The following is a 21,883-nucleotide window of genomic DNA, read 5'->3' as shown; positions in this document are numbered from 1 at the left end:
ACTCCAACAATGATTATCATTGGCAAAAGTGATATCAATATGTCTTCCATATTTATAGTTTATAGTGGTTCATTAACATTTTTTCATATATTTTATCCGGAAGTGCACGTTTCAGTACAATCGAAAACTTTTGCATAAAAACACCCACTTTATAATGCACTTTTGGGCTTTTTTGCTGCATAATTTTATAAACCGCCTCTGCCATTTCATTCGGATTACTTCCGGCATCCACATGGTCATTCATTGTGGCAAGCGTATCGCCATATACTTTTTCATAAGCCGATCCTTTAATGACCGGAGCATGAAAACGTCCCGAAGCTATATTGGTTGCAAAATCTCCAGGAGCAACATTAGTAATTTCAATACCAAATTGTTTTACTTCCATTCGCAAAGCTTCCGTAATTAACTCCAAAGCCCCTTTTGAAGCCGAATATACACTACGATAAGGCAAGCCCATATAAGCGGCAATCGAAGTAATATTGATAATTAATCCCGATTTTTGTTTACGCATTTGCGGTAAAACTGATTTCATCACTTCAATTGGTCCAAAAAAATTGGTTTCAAAATTATTTTTGATTTCCTCCATCGGAATTTCTTCCAAAGGCCCCGTAATTCCAACACCTGCATTGTTAATAACAACATCTAATTTTCCAGAAATCTCAATAATTTTAGCCACAGCCGATTGAATTGATTCAGCATTTCGAACATCCAGGGCAACAAGCGGAAAAATAGAATTTAATACTTTTTCAGGATTTCTACTCGTTCCGTAAACCACGAAACCTTTTTGATGTAAAAATTCTCCAATTGATTTTCCAATTCCTGAGGACCCTCCTGTTATTAAAACGACTTTATTCATTTTGAAAAGTTATTGAGTTTTGAGTTATAGGTTATGAGTTGATTCATTGAGGAAAACTTCTACCCTCTAACAAATAACTTTTAACTATACGAACTATCAAAAATAAAAAAATCCTCCCGAAGGAAGACTACTTTTGTATAAATTCTAAAAATAAAAAATGGCAAGCGACCTACATCGCACCGCTCAACCACGTACCCTTGCTATGTTCCCATCCTGGGGGAGTCTGCAGGAGCTGGTCGTGTAGGACTTGCCGGTGCAAATATACAATCTTTTTATATTTTTGCAAGAGCTTTGTAGCTATAAAAATATCATCGTATATTGGACTATTCAAATTTTAGACTATGAAAAAACATAACTTCTTAATTGTCATTTTATTAGGAATCACATTAATTGGATGTGGCGATAAAAATAAAGGTGAAAATTCTTTATTTACAATAGATGATTCCGCTTTTCCTGCACATTTTCTGCCTCAGGAAGCCGTTTCTATTACTGTTTTAAACCCAAAAACGAAAGAAGTGGACAGCATAACCTACTTTGTAAACGAGAAAAAAGTGGGAAGTACAAGAGGTTTTGACAAATTTGAGTTTGAATTAAAAGATCAAAAACTAGGATACCAATACCTGAAAGCAACAGTACATTTTGGATCTGATTCATCTGATGCTACCAAAAGAATTGAAGTAGTTTCAAACGTAAAACCAAAATTATTGAAGTACAAAATCGTAAATACTTTTCCTCACGATACTGCTTCTTTCAATGAGGGCTTAGAATTTTACAACGATACTTTATACGAAAGTACTGGGCAAAAAGGTACTTCTTATATCAGAAAATATGATTATAAAACAGGAAAAATATACAAGCAAATTGACCTGGATAAAAAATATTTTGGTGAAGGAATTACTATTGTAAATGGCAAATTATATCAATTGACCTGGCAGGAGAATACGGGTTTTGTCTATGACGCTAAAACATTAAAACTGGAAAAAACTTTTACTTACGATAAAGAAATCGAAGGTTGGGGAATGACGAATGATGGAAAATATATTTATCGCTCAGATGGAACCGAAAAAATCTGGAAAATGGATCCGGCTACTCAAAAACTGATTGATTACATCAATGTATATTCGGGAGATTCAAAAATAAAAGCAATTAATGAGTTAGAACTAATCAATGGGAAGTTCTATGTAAACGTATGGCAAAAAGATGCCATTGCAGTAGTAAACCCAGCTTCGGGATCTGTTGAAGGAATTTTGAACATGTCGGAGTTACGTAAATCAATGACTGGTATTACGACAGATGATGTTTTAAACGGAATTGCTTACAACCCAAAAACCAAAACCATTTTTGTAACCGGTAAAAACTGGAGCAAAACGTTTGAAATCACCGTTTCTGAATAATTTAAGAAAAATAATTTTAAACATCAATTCGCAAATTTTCACACGTTGATTCGTGATGATTTGCGAATTTTGTTTTGAATACACTAATTTTATATAATGATAACTCTCATAACAAATATAAAAGAACTCCTGCAGGTTCGTGAAACTTCAATCTCTAAAGTTTCCGGTGCCGAAATGGCAATCCTTCCCACCATAAAAAATGCCTTTTTAATTTTAAAAGACAATCTGATTGCAAATTTTGGCACAATGGAAAATCTTCCTGAAATCAAAGCTGACAATGTTATAGATGTAACCGGAAGAATTATTTTACCCACCTGGTGCGACAGTCATACGCATATTGTCTATGCGGGCAACCGCGAACAGGAATTTGTTGATCGAATAAACGGATTCACTTATGAAGAAATAGCAAATCGTGGTGGTGGAATTCTAAACTCCGCAAAAAAATTAAATGAAGCTTTGGAAGAAGAAATTTACGATCAATCAAGACTTCGTCTAGAAGAAGTAATGCATTTAGGAACGGGAGCTGTCGAAATAAAATCTGGTTACGGATTAACAATCGAAGGAGAATTAAAAATGCTTCGTGTTATAAAAAAACTGGCAGAAAATTATCCAATTGCAATAAAAGCAACTTTTCTGGGGGCTCATGCTTTCCCTATACATTATAAAGAAAACAAAGCTGGTTATATTGATGAAATCATAACTCAAATGCTTCCCGAAATTGCCAAAAACAAACTCGCTGATTATATTGATATATTCTGTGAAGCAGGTTATTTTTCTGTTGAAGAAACCGAAATAATCATGGAAGCCGGAATTCAATTTGGCTTAAAGCCAAAAATTCACGTGAATCAATTTAATTCGATTGGAGGAATTCAGGCAGGAATTAAATATAAAGCCCTTTCTGTCGATCATCTTGAAATTATGAGACCAGAAGATATCCAATCTTTAAAAGATTCAGAAACGATGGCTGTTGCGTTGCCATCGTGCTCTTATTTTTTAAGCATTCCGTATACTCCAGCGCGTGAAATGATAAAGGCAGGTTTACCAATTGCCTTAGCAACTGATTTTAATCCAGGTTCTAGTCCATCCGGAAACATGAATTTTGTGGTTGCAACTGCCTGTATTAAAATGAAAATGACACCTGAAGAAGCTATAAATGCAGCTACAATAAATGGAGCATACGCCATGGGTATTTCTGAAACACACGGAAGTATTACAAAAGGAAAAAGGGCAAATTTAATTATTACAAAACCTATTTCGTCTTATTATCAGATTCCATATGCTTTTGGGAGTAATTTAATTGAAAATGTATTTATTGAAGGTCAAATTTTAACATAAAAAAAGAGGAGCTTACAAACTCCTCTTTTTTATGTTAAATTCTGTGTTCTTATCTTAAAGAAAAGCTAGTTTTAGAAACCAACTCATCATTATCAAAAACATTAATAAAGTAAGTTCCTTTAGCGAAATCTTTACCAGGTAAATCTTCAGAAACGTTTACAGTTTTGTTTTCATATTGCACAGTCGTTTTAAAACTATAAGTTAATGAATTGTCTCCAAAACTTTCTGTTTTCTTATCTCCTAAAACATTGTTTTTGCTATCGATAACCTGCACATAATACGTTTTATCTCCAGACTTGGCAATTTGATTTTCAGCAATAGTAAAACTAATTTTTAAAATATCAGCACGGCTGGCTTTATCTGTTTCAATTTGTTTACCTGAGCTTCTTAATTTGTAAGCAGCTGTTTTTGTGTTTAAAATAGATAATTTAGAACCCTTTTCAACAGTTTTAGATAAAGCCTCATTTTGGCCAACTAAAACTTCATTGAATTTTTTTGATTCTCCCAAGACAACAATTGTACTGTCTCTTTGCACTGTTAAAACACCATTTTGTTTTTTTAATTCATCATTTTCAGCAACTAAAGTTTTCATTTTAGTCTGTAACCCCTGAACTTGTGATCTGTATTTAGAAACATCTCCTTTTGATTTATTCAGGTCTTCCATCAAAGCGACAACTTTGTCTCTTTCCTGAATTAATTCATCTGACATAGAAGTATTCTCAGCAATAGCAGCATCATAAGTTGCTTTTAATTCCTGAAGATCTTTCATTACAGATTCTTTTTCTGTCAATGTTGTTGTAAGTTCTGTTTTTACAACATCTGAATCAGAAGAAAGTTTAAAAATGTACACTAAACTACCAATTAGTAGGACTGCTAAAACAGCGATTACCGCCTTTAGACTTGAGTTGTTTTTGTTTGGGTTTTCCATATTTAATAATTTTCTTAAAAACAAATTTAAATAATTAATATAAGGTAATAACGTAAGTTACCACAATTATATTATTTTTGGATAATATTATTTTTTATGGATAAACTAATCCCTTTCACTGTTACTGATTTAGCAAAAATTACGAATCACCGAAGCGGTGAAATAAAATTTGGGGAAAAAATGATTACTATTCCAAAAGGAGTAGATATACTTAATTTCCTAAAAGAGAGTGAAGCTAAGTATGTGATTTTAGGTATTCCTGAAGACATTGGCATAAGAGCTAATTACGGAAGACCTGGAGCCGCATCTGCATGGGAATGCGCAATAAAAAGTATAGCCAATATTCAGCACAATCGTTTCTCTAAAGGAAGTCAGATTATTGTTCTGGGGCATATTAATGTATCAGAAGAAATGCTTGATGTTGAAAATCTTGACTTTAATGATATTGATGACCGCTTAAAACTAAGTCAGCTTGTTGAAAAAATAGACAAAGAAGTTTCTCATATTATTTTCAATATAATTAAAGCCGGAAAAACCCCTATTATTATCGGAGGGGGTCATAACAATGCATATGGCAACATAAAAGGTGCCGCTCTTGCAAAAGGAAAGCCTGTTAATGCGGTTAATTTTGATGCCCATTCAGATTTTAGAATTTTAGAAGGACGGCATAGCGGAAACGGTTTTTCATATGCATATGAAGAAGGTTTCCTTAAAAAATATTTCATTTTTGGTTTACACGAAAATTACACTTCAAAAAGTGTCCTCGACATTATTAAAAAACTTGAAGACCGAGTACGTTACAATACCTATGACAGCATAAACATACGCAAGGAAAAAGATTTTACTAAAGAAATGGCTTCGGCTCTGGAATTCATAAAAACAGATTCATTTGGAATAGAAATTGATCTCGATGCTATTCCAAATATTGCAAGTAGTGCCATGACAATCAGTGGATTTTCAATTGAAGAGTTACGCCAGTTTATTTCCTATTTTGCACAGAATAAAAATGCTGCTTATCTACACATTTGTGAAGGAGCACCTGATCTGGACAATTCTCCAAATAATAATTTGATTGGCAAACTAATTGGCTATCTCGTAACTGATTTTATTAAAGCAAATCACGAAAAAATTTGACATTCATCATTTATAATGGGTACTTATGCCAAATAAACCAATAATCAATTAAACGATTGGCCGAATAAAACTATCTTTGCACAGAATTTTAGTACTTAAAACTAAATTCTTAATACCTAAGATATGTTATTCGAAGATTTATCACTTTCAAAAAGTATACAAAAAGCCGTATTTGAAGAAGGCTATTTAAATCCTACACCTATTCAGGAACAATCCATTCCGATTGTTTTGGCAGGTAGAGATTTAATTGGCTGTGCACAGACTGGTACCGGAAAAACGGCTGCATTTGCAATTCCGATTATTCATCAATTACACCGAATTGTAGGTTCATCAAAAAAAGCCAAACAAATTCGTGCCCTTATAGTAACGCCAACACGCGAATTAGCTGTTCAGATTGGACAAAGTTTTGATACTTATGCAAAATATACCCATTTAACTCAGTTGACTATTTTTGGAGGGGTATCTCAAAATCCGCAGGTCGATACCTTAAAAAAGGGAGTTGATATTTTGGTCGCAACACCTGGAAGGCTTTTGGACTTACAAAAGCAAGGTTTTCTTGATTTAGACCATTTACACGTTTTGGTACTAGATGAAGCGGATCAAATGCTGGATATGGGTTTTATAAACGATGTGAAAAAAATTGTAAAATTAACCCCTAAAAACCGCCAGACACTTTTATTTTCGGCAACAATGCCAATAGCAATTAGGGAATTGGCGGAAATGTTTTTACAGGATCCTGCAAAAGTAGAAGTCTCACCGGTTTCTTCAACTGCAGAAAATGTAGAACAACGTGTCTATTTTGTTGAAAAAACTGAAAAAAGAAATTTACTTTACCACTTAATAAAAACAGAAGGATTATCAAACGTATTGGTCTTTTCAAGAACAAAACATGGAGCAGACAATGTTGTCAAAGCATTACGCAAAAAAGATATTCCTGCAGAAGCAATTCATGGTGACAAATCTCAAAATGCAAGACAACGTGTTCTGGATGCTTTTAAAAACAAAGAAGTAGGTGTATTAGTCGCAACTGACATTGCTGCAAGAGGAATCGATATTGATCAGTTACCATTTGTAATTAATTTTGACCTGCCTAATATCCCGGAAACCTACGTACATAGAATTGGGCGAACAGGACGTGCAGGAAATGGCGGAATTGCTATATCATTCTGCAGTAAGGATGAACATCCGTATTGGAAGGATATCCAAAAGTTAATAAAAGTTGAAGTAAAAACAATCAGCGACCATCCGTATCAATGGCATGCCGGAAGTCCTGAGGCTACTTCAGAAAAGCCTAAGAATTCAAACAGAAGCGGCGGCGCTCATAAATCACGAAAATCAAATGCTTCTAAGCAAAATAAAAAACGCTGGTATTAACTTTTAAGAGTTATTATCAAAAACAAAAAGGGTTGTAATTTTATAAAATTGCAACCCTTATTTATGTATCATAAAAGCAACTAATTGTAAGCAATTTAAGCATTATCTTCTGTAATACCTTTCAATTCATTTTTGGCTTCCCATTGTCCTACTACAGAAGTTGCTAAAGCATTTCCTAAAACATTTGTTGCACTTCTGAACATATCACAAAAATGGTCAATTGGTAATATCAGGGCAATCCCTTCAACCGGAATATCAAACATACCGCAAGTTGCAGCCACTACAACCAAACTTGCTCTTGGAACTCCTGCAATTCCTTTACTGGTTAGCATTAAAACCAAAAGCATTACCATTTGTGAACCTAAATCTAAATGAACGCCATAAAACTGAGCGATAAAGATACTGGCAAATGTCATATACATCATACTACCGTCCAGATTAAATGAATAACCAAGAGGCAGCATAAACGATACAATTCTGTCTTTAACGCCAAATTCTTCTAACTCTTCAGTTAATTTAGGAAAAACAGCTTCACTGCTTGTTGTTCCAAATGCGATTGCTAAAGGTCCAACAATACGTTTCAATAACTCGGTCATTCTTCCCTTTAAGAAAATATAACCCACAACAATCAAAACAAACCACAATGTACTTATTCCAATTAGAAATGAACCGAAAAACTTAAAATAAGTAATTACTAGTTCCTCAGCATCTCTAATAGCAAACACTCCTGCAATAGCACCAAAAACTCCAATTGGAGCGAAATTCATTACATAATTTACCATTTTTAAAACAATATGCGAAGCTTTGTCCAATGCATTTATAACTGGTTTAACAGTACTTCCTAATGAAGCTGCGGCCAATCCGAAAAAAATAGAAAATATTACAATTTGCAAAATCTCATTGGTTGCCATTGCTTCAAAAACACTTTTAGGAACAATGTGCTCAACAAAATTTTCAAAAGAAAGTGTAGTAGTTTTGGCTGTAACTTCAGAAGCTGTTGTCATATCAACATGATCTAATTTCAGACCTACTCCAGGCTCTAAAACATTTACATAAAACAAACCAATTAATAAGGATATAAAGGAAGCTGTAAAAAACCATCCAAGCGCTTTCCCTCCAATTCTTCCAACCGTTTTAATGTCACCTAGTTTAGCAATTCCAACTACTAATGTAGTGAAAACTAAAGGCGAAATGATCATTTGTACCAAACGGATAAAAATGGTTGCCAGCATTTTTATTTTATTGCTAAAAGATTGTGCTGCCTCGGCCGAAATAGAATTATGCAATATAACTCCCAAAATAGCTCCAAGAATCATCGCAATTATAATTTGTCCTGTCAATCCTGAAAGAAATGATTTCTTTTTAACTTCTGTAATTTCTTGCATTAAATCGTTTTTTTTAATTAAAATAGTAAGGCCCTCACTGCACTAACTTCATTAATATGTTTTGTTGATTAAATAAAAATCAGCCAAAACAATGGCTGCCATAGCTTCTACAATAGGCACAGCTCTTGGCACTACACACGGATCATGACGCCCTTTTCCGGTCATTGGCGTAATATTACCTTTATTATCTAATGAATCCTGAGTCTGCATGATAGTCGCAACAGGCTTAAAAGCTACCCTGAAATAAATATCCATTCCGTTGCTGATTCCTCCCTGAATTCCTCCGGAAAGATTCGTTTTTGTAGTTCCATCGGGGTTATATAAATCGTTATGTTCGCTTCCTTTCATTTCTGATCCTGAAAAGCCGCTGCCATATTCAAAACCTTTTACGGCATTTATGGAAAGCATTGCTTTACCTAATTCGGCGTGCAGTTTATCAAAAACAGGTTCTCCTAAACCAACAGGGACATTCTGGATCACACACGAAACTACTCCACCAACAGTATCTCCCTGTTTGCGAATATCACGAATATATTCTTCCATAATAGCTGCTGATTTTTCGTCAGGACAACGAACGGGATTGCTTTCTATCTTAGAAAAATCTAATTCCTGATAAGGTGTATCCAAATGAATTGGTCCTACAGAAGAAACGTAGGCATTAATTTTAATTTCCGGCAGCATTTGTTTTGCAATTGCTCCTGCTACTACTCTGCTTGCTGTTTCGCGTGCTGAGCTTCTTCCACCACCGCGATAATCACGAAAACCATATTTTTGATCATATACATAATCGGCATGACTTGGTCTGTAGTTATCTTTTATATGTGAGTAATCATCAGATTTTTGATTAGTATTCGGAATAATAAATCCAATTGGAGTTCCTGTAGTTTTACCTTCAAAAATACCGGACAAAAACTGAACCGCATCCGGTTCTTTTCTTTGGGTAACAATTGCTGATTGTCCTGGTTTCCTTCTGGACATTTCAACCTCAATCGCTTCTAAGTCAAGCTGAATTCCTGAGGGACAACCATCTATGATTCCGCCTAAAGCTTCCCCATGAGATTCTCCAAATGTGGTAACTTTATATAGTGTGCCGTAGCTATTTCCTGCCATTATAAGTTAGTTTTGAGCAAATGTAAGTTTTATGAATTAAATTAAAAAATTAAAATTAGTATTATCAAGGAATGAGTTACATACTTAAAAATCATAATTTAGTAAAATTCAAGACTAATTGATAACCTTTTGATAAAGCTAAACTGCCTCAGGTTTGTTTTATTTGTTAAACTTCAAATTAAGATAAATTGAAAAAAAGAAATGTCGAATTGGTCATCATTTCCGATGTGCATTTAGGGACTTACGGCAGTCATGCCAAAGAGTTAAACAACTACCTTTCAAGCATCAAACCCAAAACTTTAGTTTTAAACGGTGATATTATTGATGCCTGGCAGTTTAGAAAATCATACTTCCCGAAATCTCATTTAAAAGTCATTCAACGAATAATCGGAATGGCTTCAAAAGGGACAAAGGTGTATTACATTACCGGAAACCATGATGAAATCCTAAGGAAATTCAGCGACATGAACATGGGGAATTTTTCTTTGCTAGATAAATTAGTTTTAGAATTAGACGATAAAAAAGCATGGATTTTTCATGGCGACGTCTTTGATGCCTCCGTACAACACTCAAAATGGATTGCAAAATTAGGTGGTTTAGGTTATGATTATTTAATTTTGTGCAATCGATTTGCAAATTGGTGCCTGGCTAAACTGGGAAGAGAACCTTATTCATTTTCTAAAAAAATAAAGGCCAGTGTAAAAAAAGCGGTTAAATTTATTTCAGATTTTGAAACAACAGCTACCGATCTGGCAATCGAAAAAAAATACGATTATGTTATCTGTGGGCACATCCATGAACCAAAAATTATTGAAAAAGAAAACAAACATGGTTCAACCTTATATTTAAACTCAGGAGACTGGATTGAAAATTTAACTGCATTAGAATATCATAAAAAAAGATGGAAATTATTTTCCTATTCTGAGGCAAACTTTACAGAAGCAGAGGAAAATCTTTTTGAAATGGAGGATATTTTAACTTCGCAATTAATTACGTCAATCATAAGCAAAAAGTAACTTTTTAATAATGAAGCACTTATTAAAAAGTTAGATTAAAAAAAAGACTTTTTTGATGAAATATGGGAATTACATAACAATTTCACAGCAATTTATACGTTTCACATCTACAGTAATTGTAAATTTGAAAAAAAATTAATAACCATTTTTATGAAAAAAATCATTTTATCTGCCCTTATGCTAGTTGGATTAGCATTTACGGCTCAATCACAAGAAATTGCTAAAAATGCCTTGGGTTTACGTCTTGGAGACAATAACGGATTTGGTGGAGAAATATCTTACCAAAGAGGATTATCTAAAAACAATAGATTAGAGTTCGATTTAGGTTGGAGAAATAGCCACGATGTTGATGCCGTTAAAGCAGTAGGATTATACCAATGGGTTTGGAACATTGATCAAGGTTTTAACTGGTATGCTGGTGTTGGTGCTGGTGTTGCTAGCTGGAATTACGATTATAGAGTTGGCCCTAATCGTTACAAGGATAGTGGAACGTATGTTTTCGCTGCAGGTGACATTGGTATTGAATACGGTTTTGACAATGTGCCAATTTTATTATCATTAGATGCAAGACCAGAAATTGGATCAGGATATTATGATCATGACAACTTTGGATTTGATGTAGGTTTAGGAATTAAATTCAAATTCTAAATAAAATCAGCTTTTATAAAAAAAAATCCTGTCGTTTTAAAACGACAGGATTTTTTTTTATTTTATAATTATTTCTTTTTTCGAATGTATTTTTACAACCGTATATGGATAAGTAATTACCTGCATTACCATAGCATCTTTTGCAGGAGTATTTTCTTTTACTGTAATAAGAATGTTGCTATCGGTTTCTTCTACCTTTTCGACTCCTATTGTGTAACCTCCTGTGTTTTTTTCACCCATGTTCAGAATCACATAATTAGAATTATTTATGTCATCCTGTTTCATTTTATCCTTTAACAGCGGGTCATTCTGAAGCATTAAGATTTCATTTGGTTCACTCAAAATTTCAAAAAACTTGATGTTTGCGCCTCCATCAGATTGTTCTGTTAGAATTTCATACAAAGAGGTATTTGAATCTGTTGTTTTTTTTGCTCCACAAGAAATTAAAACAAAAACTGCTAAAACCGAAATTACTTTTTTCATCCGCTTATATTTTTTAATTAGTGTTTCTCATATTTATAATCATCTATCGCTCTTTGATACAACGCTTCATATTTAGGCAATATGTTTTGGATGTCAAACTTTTTAGCAACTTCTAAAGCATTCTCTTTAAACTGTTTTAAAACTTCGTCATCTTGCAAAATTTTAATTGCATTGGCAGCCATTTCGTCAATATTCCCAACATTACTCAAATAACCTGAGAATCCATCAAAATTGACTTCCGGTAAACCACCTGAATTACTAGAAATTACCGGAACTCCACAAGCCATTGCCTCCAAAGCTGCCAAACCAAAACTTTCTGTTTCAGACGGAAGCAAGAACAAATCGGTCAAAAGTAAAATTTTATCAATTTCATTACTATTCCCAAAGAAAATTACCTTGTCATGAATTCCTAATTCCTGACATAAAATTTCTGCTTTTTCTTTTTCAGGACCATCACCCACCATCATTAATTTTGCAGGCATTTCTTTCTGAATATTATAGAAAATCTTAATAATATCCGGAATACGTTTTACCTTTCTAAAATTACTGATATGCGTAATAATACGCTCGTTTTCATTCGCCATCACAGAACGGTGACAAGGTGCCAATGGATCTTTTCTTACTTTATCTAATTCGATAAAATTCGGGATAACCCTGATTTTATTCTTAATTTTAAATAATTTCAATGTATCATCTTTCAAACTCTGTGAAACAGAAGTCACATAATCCGATTTATTGATACTAAAAGTCACTGCCGGTTTATAAAAAGGATGATTCCCAACCAATGTAATATCTGTTCCGTGAAGCGTCGTAATCATTGGAAGGTTAATCCCTTCGTTCTTTAGCATTTGCTTAGCCATGTAACCCGCATACGCATGTGGGATTGCATAATGTACGTGCAGTAACTCTATCTTATATAATTTTACCATATCTACCAATTTGCTTGACAAAGCCAATTCATAAGGCTGATAATGAAAAAGAGGATATTCAGGAACGTTTACTTCGTGATAATGAACATTGGGGTTTAAAAGTGCCAATCGTACAGGCTGGCTATAAGTAATAAAATGGATTTCGTGTCCGCGTCTAGCTAATTCAAGGCCTAATTCTGTGGCAACTACCCCACTTCCGCCAAAAGTCGGATAACAAACTATTGCTATTTTCATGTATTAAATTTAGTACTACGAAAGTACTTAAAAATAGCTTTTAATTGATAGTTTAGAATGTTAGATTTTTTGTAAATCTTAGAGATGTCAGATTATGAGATCTTTATATTGTTAATTTTTCAGACCAGCAAGTTCCATTATAATCCTGAACTAAATTAAATAACTTTTAACTCATAATTTATAACTAATTATTATTAGAAGCAGAAAAATTCGTTTTCAAATAAAACACGTGTCCCGCTGTCCGCTATATCTTTCATGCCGAACGTCGCCATAAAAGATATCACTCCCATCGGGGCAATATTAGAGATTCTGGTATAATAAGAATTTAAGGTTTGCAAATATGTAAATTTATATTTTCAATCTGATGGATACAAATCATAAAAGATTATACCAGTGTAATAATCAAATAGCAGCTATACAATTATAATAAAAATGAAAAGTTTTATTATTATTTATATTTTTAATTAGTGGTTAGTCTAATAAAAAAAGGCATAAAACTTAAATTTTATGCCTCTGAATATATTATAATATCTCTTAGAAAAATCTGCTATGCCAGCTATCAGCAGCAGGAACTTCCCAGGATTCATTGTATTCTTCGATATTGTTTACAAGGTTATTAAAAACAATAGTATTCTCAGAAACCGATTTATCTTTAACCATTTTCTTAAAATCAATTAATGGCTTGTGAGCAATATGTTCACCATTTTTAAAAGTCACGTTCATTTTATCTAACAAATCGACGTTGTATTTTTTTTCTAAACTCTGAATAAATTCAACAGAACTATCAATAGAACAGCCAGTCGCAGCCTGCACATCCTGATTTACAGCCAAAATAATGAATCTGTTATATTTTAATTGATAAGAAGCCTCCAGACTTGTTCCGTGTGCTGCCCATCCTTCGATGAAAGATTTTAAATCAGCTTCTATTTCAGAAAATTCTTCCTCAGAAAATTTTCTGTTAGATTGATAAATCCAAATTCTGGATTCACCAGGTAAATTTTCAAAAGGTATATACATTTTAATTTCTCTTTAAATTTAATTTGTTTCAAATTTCAAGTTTAAAAACTTAGAATATTATTACAAATCCTGCGCATTAGCAATCAATTCAGCAATATCCATTACTTTAACCTGTCCTTCTTTTTCCTTGTTCTTGATACCGTCAGTCAACATGGTGTTACAGAATGGACAACCTGCAGCAATAATATCGGGCTGCACTTCCAAAGCATCTTCAGTACGCAACACATTCACTTCCTTATTTCCAGGTTCGGCATCTTTAAACATTTGTGCTCCTCCAGCTCCACAACATAATCCGTTTGCTTTAGAACGCTTCATTTCAACTAATTCAACGTCTAACTTCTGAATTAAATCTCTTGGTGCTTCATATACTTTATTCGCTCTTCCTAAATAACAAGGATCGTGAAAAGTGATTTTCTTTCCTTTAAACTGTCCGCCTTCAACAGTCAATCTTCCTTCATCAATTAAAGACTTTAAAAACGCTGTATGGTGAATTACATTGTATTGACCTCCTAATTCAGGATATTCATTTTTTAAAGTATTAAAACAATGCGGACAAGCAGTAACTATTTTTTTAGCTTCATATGCATTTAAAACTTCGATATTCATCATAGCCTGCATTTGAAACAAAAACTCATTTCCGGCTCTTTTTGCCGGATCTCCGGTACAGCTTTCTTCAGTACCCAATACTGCAAAAGAAACATTCGTACGATTTAGAATTCGTACAAAAGCTTTTGTGATTTTTTTTGCTCTATCATCAAAACTTCCCGCACAACCAACCCAAAACAATACTTCCGGTTGCTTTCCTTCGGCCAGCATTTCTGCCATTGTTGGTACCACTAAACTTTCTGACATCTTCTTATTTTGTTAAATCGGTTAATTGTAAAATTGGTTAATCGTACTCCAATAACATTCATTAAAAAACCTTATTTTTTTATTCAATAGATTAAACGGTTAAACAATTAACCATTTAAATTTTTAATTTAATTCTCGTTCTTCCAGTTCAATCGGTCTTGCTGATTGTATTGCCAAGGTGCTCCATTGTTTTCGATATTGGTCATCATGGCATTCAGTGACATTGGAGCAGCACTTTGTTCCATTACTAAATAACGACGCATATCCATGATAATAGATAATGGACTAATATTTACCGGACATTCTTCGACGCAGGCATTACAAGATGTACAAGCCCATAATTCTTCGGGTGTTATATAATCATTTAGTAATGTTTTATTATCAGGAACAAAAACACCTTTATTGGCATCGATATTTTTTCCTACTTCTTCCAAACGGTCTCTGGTATCCATCATAATTTTACGAGGAGACAATTTTTTACCGGTTTGATTTGCCGGACAAGATGATGTACAACGGCCACACTCTGTACAGGTATACGCATTCAATAATTGCACCCAGTTTAAATCCTGAACATCACTTGCACCAAATTTGGCAGGAACGGTATTTTCATCAGCCGGAGCTACAGCAAATGGATCTGCATTGGGATCCATCATCAACTTAACTTCCTTTGTAACTGACTCTAAATTATCAAACTGTCCTTCAGGTTTCAGATTAGCAAAATATGTATTTGGAAACGCTAAAAGAATATGCAGATGTTTTGAGAAGTACAAATAGTTCATAAAAATCAAAATACCAACAATATGCAACCACCAGAAAGCTTCTGACAATAACATTACCAATTCATTTGACATACCATTAAACATTGGTGCGATAAACTGACTTACCGGAAAACTTCCTGCTTTATAAAAATGAGAAAATCCCCCTGGAACATTCTGTAAATGAAAATCGGAAGCATTCATTAATAAAAACAATGTCATCAATACCATTTCAAAATATAAAATATAATTAGCATCATTTTTAGGAAATCCTTTTAAATCAGGGTTGATAAAACGTTTTAATCTAATTACATTTCTTCTGATCCAGAAAGCGATAACAGCTACTAAAACGAAAAGCGCTAATATTTCGAAAGAAGCTATTAAAACATTATAAAATACTCCCAAATATGGAGCAAAAACTCTATGAGTCCCAAATAATCCATCAATAATAATTTCAAGCAATTCTATATTGATGATTACAAATCCAATGTATACAAAAACATGAAGTATTCCGGCTACAGGACGCTTAACCATTTTTGATTGTCCAAGTGCAATCATAGCCATGTTTGCCCAACGTGCTTTAGTATTGTCTTTTCTGTCTATGTCAACACCTAAATTGACATTTCGAATGATTTTTTTTATGCCTGAAGCGAAAAAACCAAAACCAGCAATCAGAACTATAGCGAATAATATATTATCTAGATAGCCCATTCCTTTTATTTTTTAGTAGTCGGATTTTGATCTTCAGTTGGAGCTACATAAGGTTTGTTTTTCTTTCCGAAAACAGAAACATTGATATAACGCGTTGGATGGAGACGAACATCCTGCAGCAACAATTCTAATTCTTTTGAAGTTTTAGACAAATTGTTGTACAAGGCATCATCATTTAATAATTTCCCTGCAGTACCTTTTCCTGAGTTTAAATTACTCATAATACCATCAACCTTAGCCAGTGTCTGGTTTAAGTTTCTTACTGTTTTACCTAAATCAGCTTTATTTAAAGAATCAGAGATTTTATTGAAGTTACTTGACATTTTATTCAAATTCGTTACCGCTCCATTAATCTGACCTTTGTTTGTATCTAAAATAGAATTAAGACTTCCGGATGCTCTATGAAACTGCTCCATTGTCTGACTCAACTCAGATAATGACTTCTTTAAATCTTCCTGACCTTTTTTATCCAAAACATTGTTTAATCCGGAAACCAGTGTATTGATATTAGCAAGCATCAAATCTAATTTTTGCTGAATTGGCTCTATTTTACCGCCCAAAGATTCAGTCAATCCTAATTCAATGGCAGCTTCTAAAGTTTGTCCATCAACAGCAAGATCTTTATCAGCCATATTAGGAATAATTTTTATTTGTTTTCCACCAATTAAACTTGGAGAATACAATGCTGCTTTACTGGTTTTAGAAATTGGAAAATCAGTTTTTATTTGAAGTTCTACTAATAATTTACCTGTAGTTTGATTGATTGTGATTTTATTTACTTTACCTATCCCAAGTCCGTTTAAAGTTACGGGAGCTGAACTGGCTAAATCCTCAACATTAGCATATTCAACATAAAATGTTTTATAATTAGTAAAAAGGTCTCTGCCTTTTAAAAAACTATAGCCCCAAATAAATAATAAAATTGACGCAATGACTAAAATAGCCGTTTTAATTTCTCTTGTTAGTTTCAAAATTGTAAGTGTTTGTACAAAAATAATATAAATATTTGAACTTATCAGTATTATTTAATGGCATCCTGAATACTGATTTTTTCACCATTTCTGGTTGCTACTAAAAAGGAAGCACCATATCCTTTATTTTTAGCTTCTTCCAAATATTTTTTAGCGTTTTCATAATCTGAAGTTTCCTGATAAAAATATTTATAAATATTATTTTCGTAAACCATCGTTATATTTTTTAGCCCTTTAAAATTTTTAGGATCTAAAGGTGTGTTTTTTACGCTTGCAATAAGCTGAACCTTAAAAAAAGTTCCCTTTGTAGCATCCTTAACTGCTGTAGGATTAGCTGCAACTGTTTTAGATTTCACCGGGCCAGAAGTATCTCTTGCCTGTTTCACGTCATTTATTTCTGTAGCACCTGTTCCAAAATATTCGCTTTTATAACTTAAAATAGCCTGAGCAATAGCCTGAGCTATATCATCCTGCCCTGCTTCAGAATTTAAAATATCACCTTCCGCAGTATTAGAAACAAATCCTGTTTCTACTAAAACCCTTGGCATATAAGCCTTATGAAGTACCATAAATGGGGCCTGTTTTACACCCTCCCCTCTTATTTTTTTTCCAAGCTTTTCAAAATTGTCTTCAATTTTGCTTGCCAATGAAATACTATTATCTAAATATTCTTCCTGCATTAAAGTCATACCAATCATAGATTCAGGAGAATTAGGATCGTAACCTTCATACTTACGTTTGTAGTCTTTTTCTAAAGTAATAACTGAGTTCTCTTCTTTCGCAGCTTGCAGATTCGAAGCAACTTTACTCAAACCCATCACATAAGTTTCTGTTCCGTATGCAACAGTATTTTTATTTGCATTACAGTGTATCGAAACAAAAATATTAGAATTTGCCCTGTTAGCAATATTAGCTCTTTCTACCAAATCAATAAAAACATCTGTTTTTCTGGTATAAATCACATTAACATTTGGATTATGTTCTAAAATTTTCCCCACTTTTAAAACAATTGCCAAAGCAATATTTTTTTCAATACGGCCACTATAAACAGCTCCAAAATCATGATCACCATGTCCTGCATCAAGTGTCACTTTGAAAACATTAGACTGAGAGTGAGCACAAAAAGACGTTATAGTTAGAAAAAAAATAAATATTAGTTTAGTTTTGTTAAAAATGGTCATAAATCTAAAAGTTAATTTTAATAAAATGCAAAGCTATAATTTTTACAATTGATTATTTTTGCCAAAAAATTATATGTAAGTTTGACATGTCAAAAAACAAGCCATACTTTTACAAAAATAGCATTTAAACCTTTGCATACAAACTTATTTAATATCGTTTTAATATCATTTTTCCTAACTGTAGGATGTGGTAATTTATATTCACAAGAAATAAAATCTAAAAAAACTCCATTACCTGCTGCAAGACAAACTGATAAGTCTAAAAAAGCTGCTACAGATACTACAAAAAGTATAACTGATACTATTAAACTGGACACTGTCAGACCTAAAAAAACTTTTCTTGACGGAAAAGTAAAATATATAGCCAAAGACTACGCCAAAAATGATTACAAAAAGAAAACACTTACGCTATATAATGAAGCAGAATTGTATTATAAGGATGTAGAATTAAAATCTGGCATTATTGTTCTAGACTACGAGAAAGATGAAGTATATGCAGGAAGAATAAAGGATTCAGCAGGAGTTTTGATACAATATCCCAATTTCAAACAAGGATCTAATGAAGTTCAGCCGGATTCAATTCGTTTTAATTTTAAAACAAAAAAGGCTTTAATTTATAATTCCAGAACTGAACAGGGAGAATTTAAAATTAAAGCAGAAGTTACCAAAAAAGAAAATGACTCGGTTTATTATTTAAAGGGAGCCCGTTTTACGACTTCAACAGATGTTGACAACCCTGAATATTATTTTAAAACCAGTAAAGTAAAATTTGTTCCCGGAAAAAAAGTAATCACCGGATTGACCCACATGGTTATTGCAGATGTACCTACCCCTTTAGCATTGCCTTATGCTTATTTTCCTATGAGTCAGGAAAAAAGTGTTTCGGGTATCATTATACCTAGTTATAATGACTCTAACACCAGAGGTTTTTCATTACAAAATGGTGGGTATTATTTTGCCTTGAGCGATAATTATGACCTAACAGTTTTAGGGGATTATTATACCAATGGAAGCTATGCCATGCGTTTCGAATCTTCTTATGCTAAAAGATATAAATACAGAGGGAATGTTAATTTTCGATTTGAAAACTTAATTTCAAGCGAAAGAGGTTATCCGGATTATTCCAAACAAAACATCTACAATCTTCAGTGGTCACACTCAAAAGATTCTAAATCGAATCCCAATTCGAGTTTTTCCGCATCAGTGAACATGGGTAGTAGTAAATACTTTAAACAATCCATTAATCAGGCTAATATTGGATCAAACTTAAATAATACACTTAGTTCTTCAATTTCATGGAATAAAACGTTTAACACTATTCCGCAAGCCAGACTAGCGTTAACAGCAACACATTCTCAAAACACACAAACCGAAGAAATTAACATGACTCTGCCTTCCTTACAGGCAAGTGTCGATCGTATTTATCCATTTGTTGGGAAAGATGGTGTAAAAAAAGGCTTAATTAAAAACATAAATTTACAATATAACCTAAGTGGTAAAAATAGTTTTGTGACTAGTGATTCCTTATTTTTCAAACCCCAGATGTTTGATAATGCAAAAATAGGAATGCAGCATAGTATTCCTCTTAGCACCAATTTTAAAATATTCAAATATTTTAGTGCCAGTGCTTCTACAAATTATCAGGAAACATGGGTAACAAAAACAATTGACAGATCTTATAACGAGAGTTCAAATACAGTAGATGATAAAATAGTGAATGGTTTTGATGCTTTTAGAACGTACAACTTTAGTTCAAGTTTAGGAACCACTATTTATGGTACTTTTAAATTTGGTGATAATAAAAAAATACAAGCGATACGGCATGTCATGCGTCCTTCTTTTTCTTATTCCTACACACCAAGTTTTGAAAAATATTATGACACTTATGCTATCGATGCAACCGGAACAAGTTATAAAGAGTACACCAGATTTGAAAATGGCGTTTATGGACAACCTGGAAAATCAAATTCAAACATAATAGGCTTTGATTTAAGCAATACATTTGAAGCTAAGGTAACAGACAAAGACAGTACTAAAACTGAACCTAAAAAAATGATGCTGTTAAACAACTTAAATTTTAGCACCAGCTATAATTTTAATGCTGACGGAAAAACAACATTCGCTCTCGAGCCTGTTCGTGTTAGTGGGGGAACTCAATTATTTGATAATAAAATGAATGTCAATTTTGCCGCAACTTTAAATCCATATGCCATTGATAATTCCGGACAACAGATAAATGTCTTCAATATTAACAATGGAGGAAGTTTGTTTAGAATGACAAGTGCCAATATGACTTTGAATTATTCGTTTTCAAACAAAAATGACAAAAAGGATGAAAACAAACAAAGTGAGCGAAACGGTGGTCGTAGCGATGACTTATTTGGAACAAATACTGATTTGAACGACACCAGAAAAAGTCAGTTTGCAGAAGAAGATTCGGAAAATGTAATTACGGAATTCTTTAATTCAAAACTTCCGTGGGACATGACTTTGGCGTATTCATTAACTTATTCCAATACAAACAGACAAAATGAAATTACAGGAAATTCAATAATGGTTTCTGCTAATATGGATATTACCCCTAAATGGAAAGGCGGAATTTCAACCGGTTACGATTTTGTACAAAATGGTGTTACTTTTACCCAACTTCGTTTTGAAAGAGATTTATTAAGCTGGAGAATGTCATTTAACTGGACACCTCTTGGGGCATATTCTAACTGGAATTTCTTTATTGGAATAAAATCAGGAATGCTTAGTGACATAAAATGGAACAAACGAAGTGCTTCAAACCGATAAATATTCAACACAAAATTTAATCTCATTAACATGAAAAAAATAATCTTTACCGAAAAAGCTCCTGCTCCAATCGGTCCCTATAATCAGGCTGTATTATCAGGAAATACGCTGTATGCTTCAGGACAAATAGCTATAAATCCATCTACAGGAGAACTTATCACTGGAAACATTAAGGATGAAACAGATCAGGTTATGCAAAACATTGCTGCAATTCTGGAAGCTGCAGACATGACTTTTGAGAATGTTGTAAAAGCTTCTATTTTCATTATGGACATGAATAATTTTGCTGCAATAAATACCATTTACGGATCCTATTTTAATGAAAAAACCGCTCCAGCACGTGAAACGGTTCAGGTGGCTTGTTTGCCAAAAAATGTAAATGTTGAGATTTCTATAATTGCAGTGCAATAGCATCTAATAATAATTGTGCCGTTGCTTCATTAGTTGCCAGCGGCACATTATGTACATCACAAACTCTTATAAGCATATTAATATCTGCTTCATGTGGATGGCTTGACAAGGGATCTTTAAAAAAGAAAACCATTTGCGTTAGACCTTCTGCTACTCTTCCTGCTATCTGAGCATCCCCTCCTAAAGGACCTGAAAGCATTCGTCTTGTTTTAAAACCTGCTGCTTCTGCTTTTCCTCCGGTAGTTCCGGTACCAATCAGACTAACCTTCTCATTTTGCAGTACAGTTGTGTTTTTAATTAAAAAATTAATTAAATCTGCTTTTTTGCCATCATGGGCAATAATGGCAATTTCTATAAATCCTT

The 21,883-nt window shown here is 33.3% G+C and carries 20 protein-coding genes and 1 other RNA gene; 8 read left to right on the top strand and 13 right to left on the bottom strand.

The window, feature by feature from the left end; translation table 11 throughout:
- Positions 1–52: 52 nt before the first annotated feature.
- Positions 53–856 (bottom strand): SDR family oxidoreductase, encoded by an 804-nt coding sequence (locus ACEN2I_RS08820; protein WP_441765732.1) that lies wholly within the window; start codon positions 854–856, stop codon positions 53–55.
- Positions 857–1,011: 155 nt separating this feature from the next.
- Positions 1,012–1,109: signal recognition particle sRNA small type (gene ffs, locus ACEN2I_RS08815), an RNA gene on the bottom strand.
- A gap of 88 nt (positions 1,110–1,197) precedes the next feature.
- Between ffs and ACEN2I_RS08810 the strand changes: the two genes are divergently transcribed.
- Together ACEN2I_RS08810 and hutI are read left to right on the top strand one after the other, a co-directional pair.
- Positions 1,198–2,250 carry a glutaminyl-peptide cyclotransferase gene (locus ACEN2I_RS08810; protein WP_441765731.1) on the top strand — a complete coding sequence of 351 codons (1,053 nt, stop codon included), beginning with the start codon at positions 1,198–1,200 and terminating at the stop codon, positions 2,248–2,250.
- A gap of 96 nt (positions 2,251–2,346) precedes the next feature.
- The gene (gene hutI, locus ACEN2I_RS08805) at positions 2,347–3,585 is read left to right on the top strand and encodes an imidazolonepropionase (RefSeq protein WP_441765730.1); all 1,239 of its coding nucleotides are present in this window, start codon (positions 2,347–2,349) and stop codon (positions 3,583–3,585) included.
- A 49-nt stretch (positions 3,586–3,634) separates the two neighbouring features.
- Here the strand turns inward: hutI and ACEN2I_RS08800 are convergent, their stop codons facing one another.
- The gene (locus ACEN2I_RS08800; RefSeq protein ID WP_441765729.1) at positions 3,635–4,513 is read right to left on the bottom strand and encodes a hypothetical protein; all 879 of its coding nucleotides are present in this window, start codon (positions 4,511–4,513) and stop codon (positions 3,635–3,637) included.
- Between the two features lie 96 nt (positions 4,514–4,609).
- Here ACEN2I_RS08800 and ACEN2I_RS08795 point away from each other — a divergent pair, with 96 nt between their 5' ends.
- Entirely contained in the window at positions 4,610–5,647 is a 1,038-nt protein-coding gene (locus ACEN2I_RS08795) for a formimidoylglutamase (RefSeq protein ID WP_441765728.1), read from the top strand.
- A 123-nt stretch (positions 5,648–5,770) separates the two neighbouring features.
- Positions 5,771–7,021 carry a DEAD/DEAH box helicase gene (locus tag ACEN2I_RS08790; protein WP_441765727.1) on the top strand — a complete coding sequence of 417 codons (1,251 nt, stop codon included), beginning with the start codon at positions 5,771–5,773 and terminating at the stop codon, positions 7,019–7,021.
- 95 nt (positions 7,022–7,116) lie between these two features.
- Here ACEN2I_RS08790 and ACEN2I_RS08785 read toward each other — a convergent pair whose 3' ends face one another.
- Positions 7,117–8,406 (bottom strand): dicarboxylate/amino acid:cation symporter, encoded by a 1,290-nt coding sequence (locus tag ACEN2I_RS08785; RefSeq protein ID WP_441765726.1) that lies wholly within the window; start codon positions 8,404–8,406, stop codon positions 7,117–7,119.
- 51 nt (positions 8,407–8,457) lie between these two features.
- Positions 8,458–9,516, bottom strand: coding sequence for a chorismate synthase (aroC, locus tag ACEN2I_RS08780; protein ID WP_302096858.1), 1,059 nt, complete (start codon positions 9,514–9,516; stop codon positions 8,458–8,460).
- Between the two features lie 188 nt (positions 9,517–9,704).
- On the opposite strand from aroC, the gene ACEN2I_RS08775 reads away from it, so the two are divergent.
- Both ACEN2I_RS08775 and ACEN2I_RS08770 read left to right on the top strand, forming a co-directional pair.
- Complete coding sequence (locus ACEN2I_RS08775) at positions 9,705–10,532, top strand: UDP-2,3-diacylglucosamine diphosphatase (RefSeq protein WP_441765725.1); 828 nt, start codon at positions 9,705–9,707, stop codon at positions 10,530–10,532.
- A 150-nt stretch (positions 10,533–10,682) separates the two neighbouring features.
- Positions 10,683–11,180 (top strand): hypothetical protein, encoded by a 498-nt coding sequence (locus ACEN2I_RS08770; protein ID WP_441765724.1) that lies wholly within the window; start codon positions 10,683–10,685, stop codon positions 11,178–11,180.
- 57 nt (positions 11,181–11,237) lie between these two features.
- Here ACEN2I_RS08770 and ACEN2I_RS08765 read toward each other — a convergent pair whose 3' ends face one another.
- The 7 genes from ACEN2I_RS08765 to ACEN2I_RS08735 all read right to left on the bottom strand — a co-directional run bounded on the left by ACEN2I_RS08765 (position 11,238) and on the right by ACEN2I_RS08735 (position 18,313).
- Positions 11,238–11,663, bottom strand: coding sequence for a protease complex subunit PrcB family protein (locus ACEN2I_RS08765; RefSeq protein WP_441765723.1), 426 nt, complete (start codon positions 11,661–11,663; stop codon positions 11,238–11,240).
- Positions 11,664–11,680: 17 nt separating this feature from the next.
- Complete coding sequence (gene bshA, locus ACEN2I_RS08760; protein ID WP_441765722.1) at positions 11,681–12,826, bottom strand: N-acetyl-alpha-D-glucosaminyl L-malate synthase BshA; 1,146 nt, start codon at positions 12,824–12,826, stop codon at positions 11,681–11,683.
- Between the two features lie 534 nt (positions 12,827–13,360).
- Positions 13,361–13,843 carry an ABC transporter ATPase gene (locus ACEN2I_RS08755; protein WP_441765721.1) on the bottom strand — a complete coding sequence of 161 codons (483 nt, stop codon included), beginning with the start codon at positions 13,841–13,843 and terminating at the stop codon, positions 13,361–13,363.
- A gap of 60 nt (positions 13,844–13,903) precedes the next feature.
- Positions 13,904–14,695 (bottom strand): (Fe-S)-binding protein, encoded by a 792-nt coding sequence (locus tag ACEN2I_RS08750; protein ID WP_441765720.1) that lies wholly within the window; start codon positions 14,693–14,695, stop codon positions 13,904–13,906.
- A gap of 128 nt (positions 14,696–14,823) precedes the next feature.
- Positions 14,824–16,161, bottom strand: a complete 1,338-nt coding sequence (locus ACEN2I_RS08745) for a 4Fe-4S dicluster domain-containing protein (RefSeq protein ID WP_441765719.1) — start codon at positions 16,159–16,161, stop codon at positions 14,824–14,826.
- Positions 16,162–16,166: 5 nt separating this feature from the next.
- Entirely contained in the window at positions 16,167–17,132 is a 966-nt protein-coding gene (locus ACEN2I_RS08740; protein WP_441765718.1) for an MlaD family protein, read from the bottom strand.
- 50 nt (positions 17,133–17,182) lie between these two features.
- A complete protein-coding gene (locus tag ACEN2I_RS08735; RefSeq protein ID WP_441765717.1) occupies positions 17,183–18,313 on the bottom strand; it encodes an N-acetylmuramoyl-L-alanine amidase family protein in 1,131 nt (376 codons plus the stop codon).
- An 81-nt stretch (positions 18,314–18,394) separates the two neighbouring features.
- Between ACEN2I_RS08735 and ACEN2I_RS08730 the strand changes: the two genes are divergently transcribed.
- Both ACEN2I_RS08730 and ACEN2I_RS08725 read left to right on the top strand, forming a co-directional pair.
- Complete coding sequence (locus ACEN2I_RS08730) at positions 18,395–21,109, top strand: putative LPS assembly protein LptD (protein ID WP_441765716.1); 2,715 nt, start codon at positions 18,395–18,397, stop codon at positions 21,107–21,109.
- A gap of 30 nt (positions 21,110–21,139) precedes the next feature.
- Positions 21,140–21,520, top strand: a complete 381-nt coding sequence (locus ACEN2I_RS08725) for a RidA family protein (protein ID WP_441765715.1) — start codon at positions 21,140–21,142, stop codon at positions 21,518–21,520.
- Here the strand turns inward: ACEN2I_RS08725 and ACEN2I_RS08720 are convergent.
- Complete coding sequence (locus ACEN2I_RS08720) at positions 21,501–21,875, bottom strand: methylglyoxal synthase (protein WP_441765813.1); 375 nt, start codon at positions 21,873–21,875, stop codon at positions 21,501–21,503. The two genes, ACEN2I_RS08725 and ACEN2I_RS08720, sit on opposite strands and share 20 nt — an antisense overlap.
- Positions 21,876–21,883 lie beyond the last annotated feature (8 nt).

The organism is Flavobacterium sp. W22_SRS_FK3, from assembly GCF_052113665.1.
In the GTDB taxonomy this organism is placed as follows: domain Bacteria; phylum Bacteroidota; class Bacteroidia; order Flavobacteriales; family Flavobacteriaceae; genus Flavobacterium.
The sequence above is the reverse complement of the archived record's forward strand: the minus strand, read 5'-3'. Positions and strand labels throughout refer to the sequence as shown.

Bases quoted from the DNA above. Each gene is read 5' to 3' on its own strand.
- ACEN2I_RS08820 (WP_441765732.1), bottom strand. From the start codon at position 856: ATGAATAAAGTCGTTTTAATAACAGGAGGGTCCTCAGGAATTGGAAAA.
- ACEN2I_RS08750 (WP_441765720.1), bottom strand. From the start codon at position 14,695: ATGTCAGAAAGTTTAGTGGTACCAACAATGGCAGAAATGCTGGCCGAA.
- ACEN2I_RS08725 (WP_441765715.1), top strand. From the start codon at position 21,140: ATGAAAAAAATAATCTTTACCGAAAAAGCTCCTGCTCCAATCGGTCCC.
- ACEN2I_RS08765 (WP_441765723.1), bottom strand. From the start codon at position 11,663: ATGAAAAAAGTAATTTCGGTTTTAGCAGTTTTTGTTTTAATTTCTTGT.
- aroC (WP_302096858.1), bottom strand. From the start codon at position 9,516: ATGGCAGGAAATAGCTACGGCACACTATATAAAGTTACCACATTTGGA.
- ACEN2I_RS08745 (WP_441765719.1), bottom strand. From the start codon at position 16,161: ATGGGCTATCTAGATAATATATTATTCGCTATAGTTCTGATTGCTGGT.
- ACEN2I_RS08800 (WP_441765729.1), bottom strand. From the start codon at position 4,513: ATGGAAAACCCAAACAAAAACAACTCAAGTCTAAAGGCGGTAATCGCT.
- ACEN2I_RS08810 (WP_441765731.1), top strand. From the start codon at position 1,198: ATGAAAAAACATAACTTCTTAATTGTCATTTTATTAGGAATCACATTA.
- ACEN2I_RS08770 (WP_441765724.1), top strand. From the start codon at position 10,683: ATGAAAAAAATCATTTTATCTGCCCTTATGCTAGTTGGATTAGCATTT.
- bshA (WP_441765722.1), bottom strand. From the start codon at position 12,826: ATGAAAATAGCAATAGTTTGTTATCCGACTTTTGGCGGAAGTGGGGTA.
- ACEN2I_RS08790 (WP_441765727.1), top strand. From the start codon at position 5,771: ATGTTATTCGAAGATTTATCACTTTCAAAAAGTATACAAAAAGCCGTA.
- ACEN2I_RS08755 (WP_441765721.1), bottom strand. From the start codon at position 13,843: ATGTATATACCTTTTGAAAATTTACCTGGTGAATCCAGAATTTGGATT.
- ACEN2I_RS08785 (WP_441765726.1), bottom strand. From the start codon at position 8,406: ATGCAAGAAATTACAGAAGTTAAAAAGAAATCATTTCTTTCAGGATTG.
- ACEN2I_RS08735 (WP_441765717.1), bottom strand. From the start codon at position 18,313: ATGACCATTTTTAACAAAACTAAACTAATATTTATTTTTTTTCTAACT.
- hutI (WP_441765730.1), top strand. From the start codon at position 2,347: ATGATAACTCTCATAACAAATATAAAAGAACTCCTGCAGGTTCGTGAA.
- ACEN2I_RS08795 (WP_441765728.1), top strand. From the start codon at position 4,610: ATGGATAAACTAATCCCTTTCACTGTTACTGATTTAGCAAAAATTACG.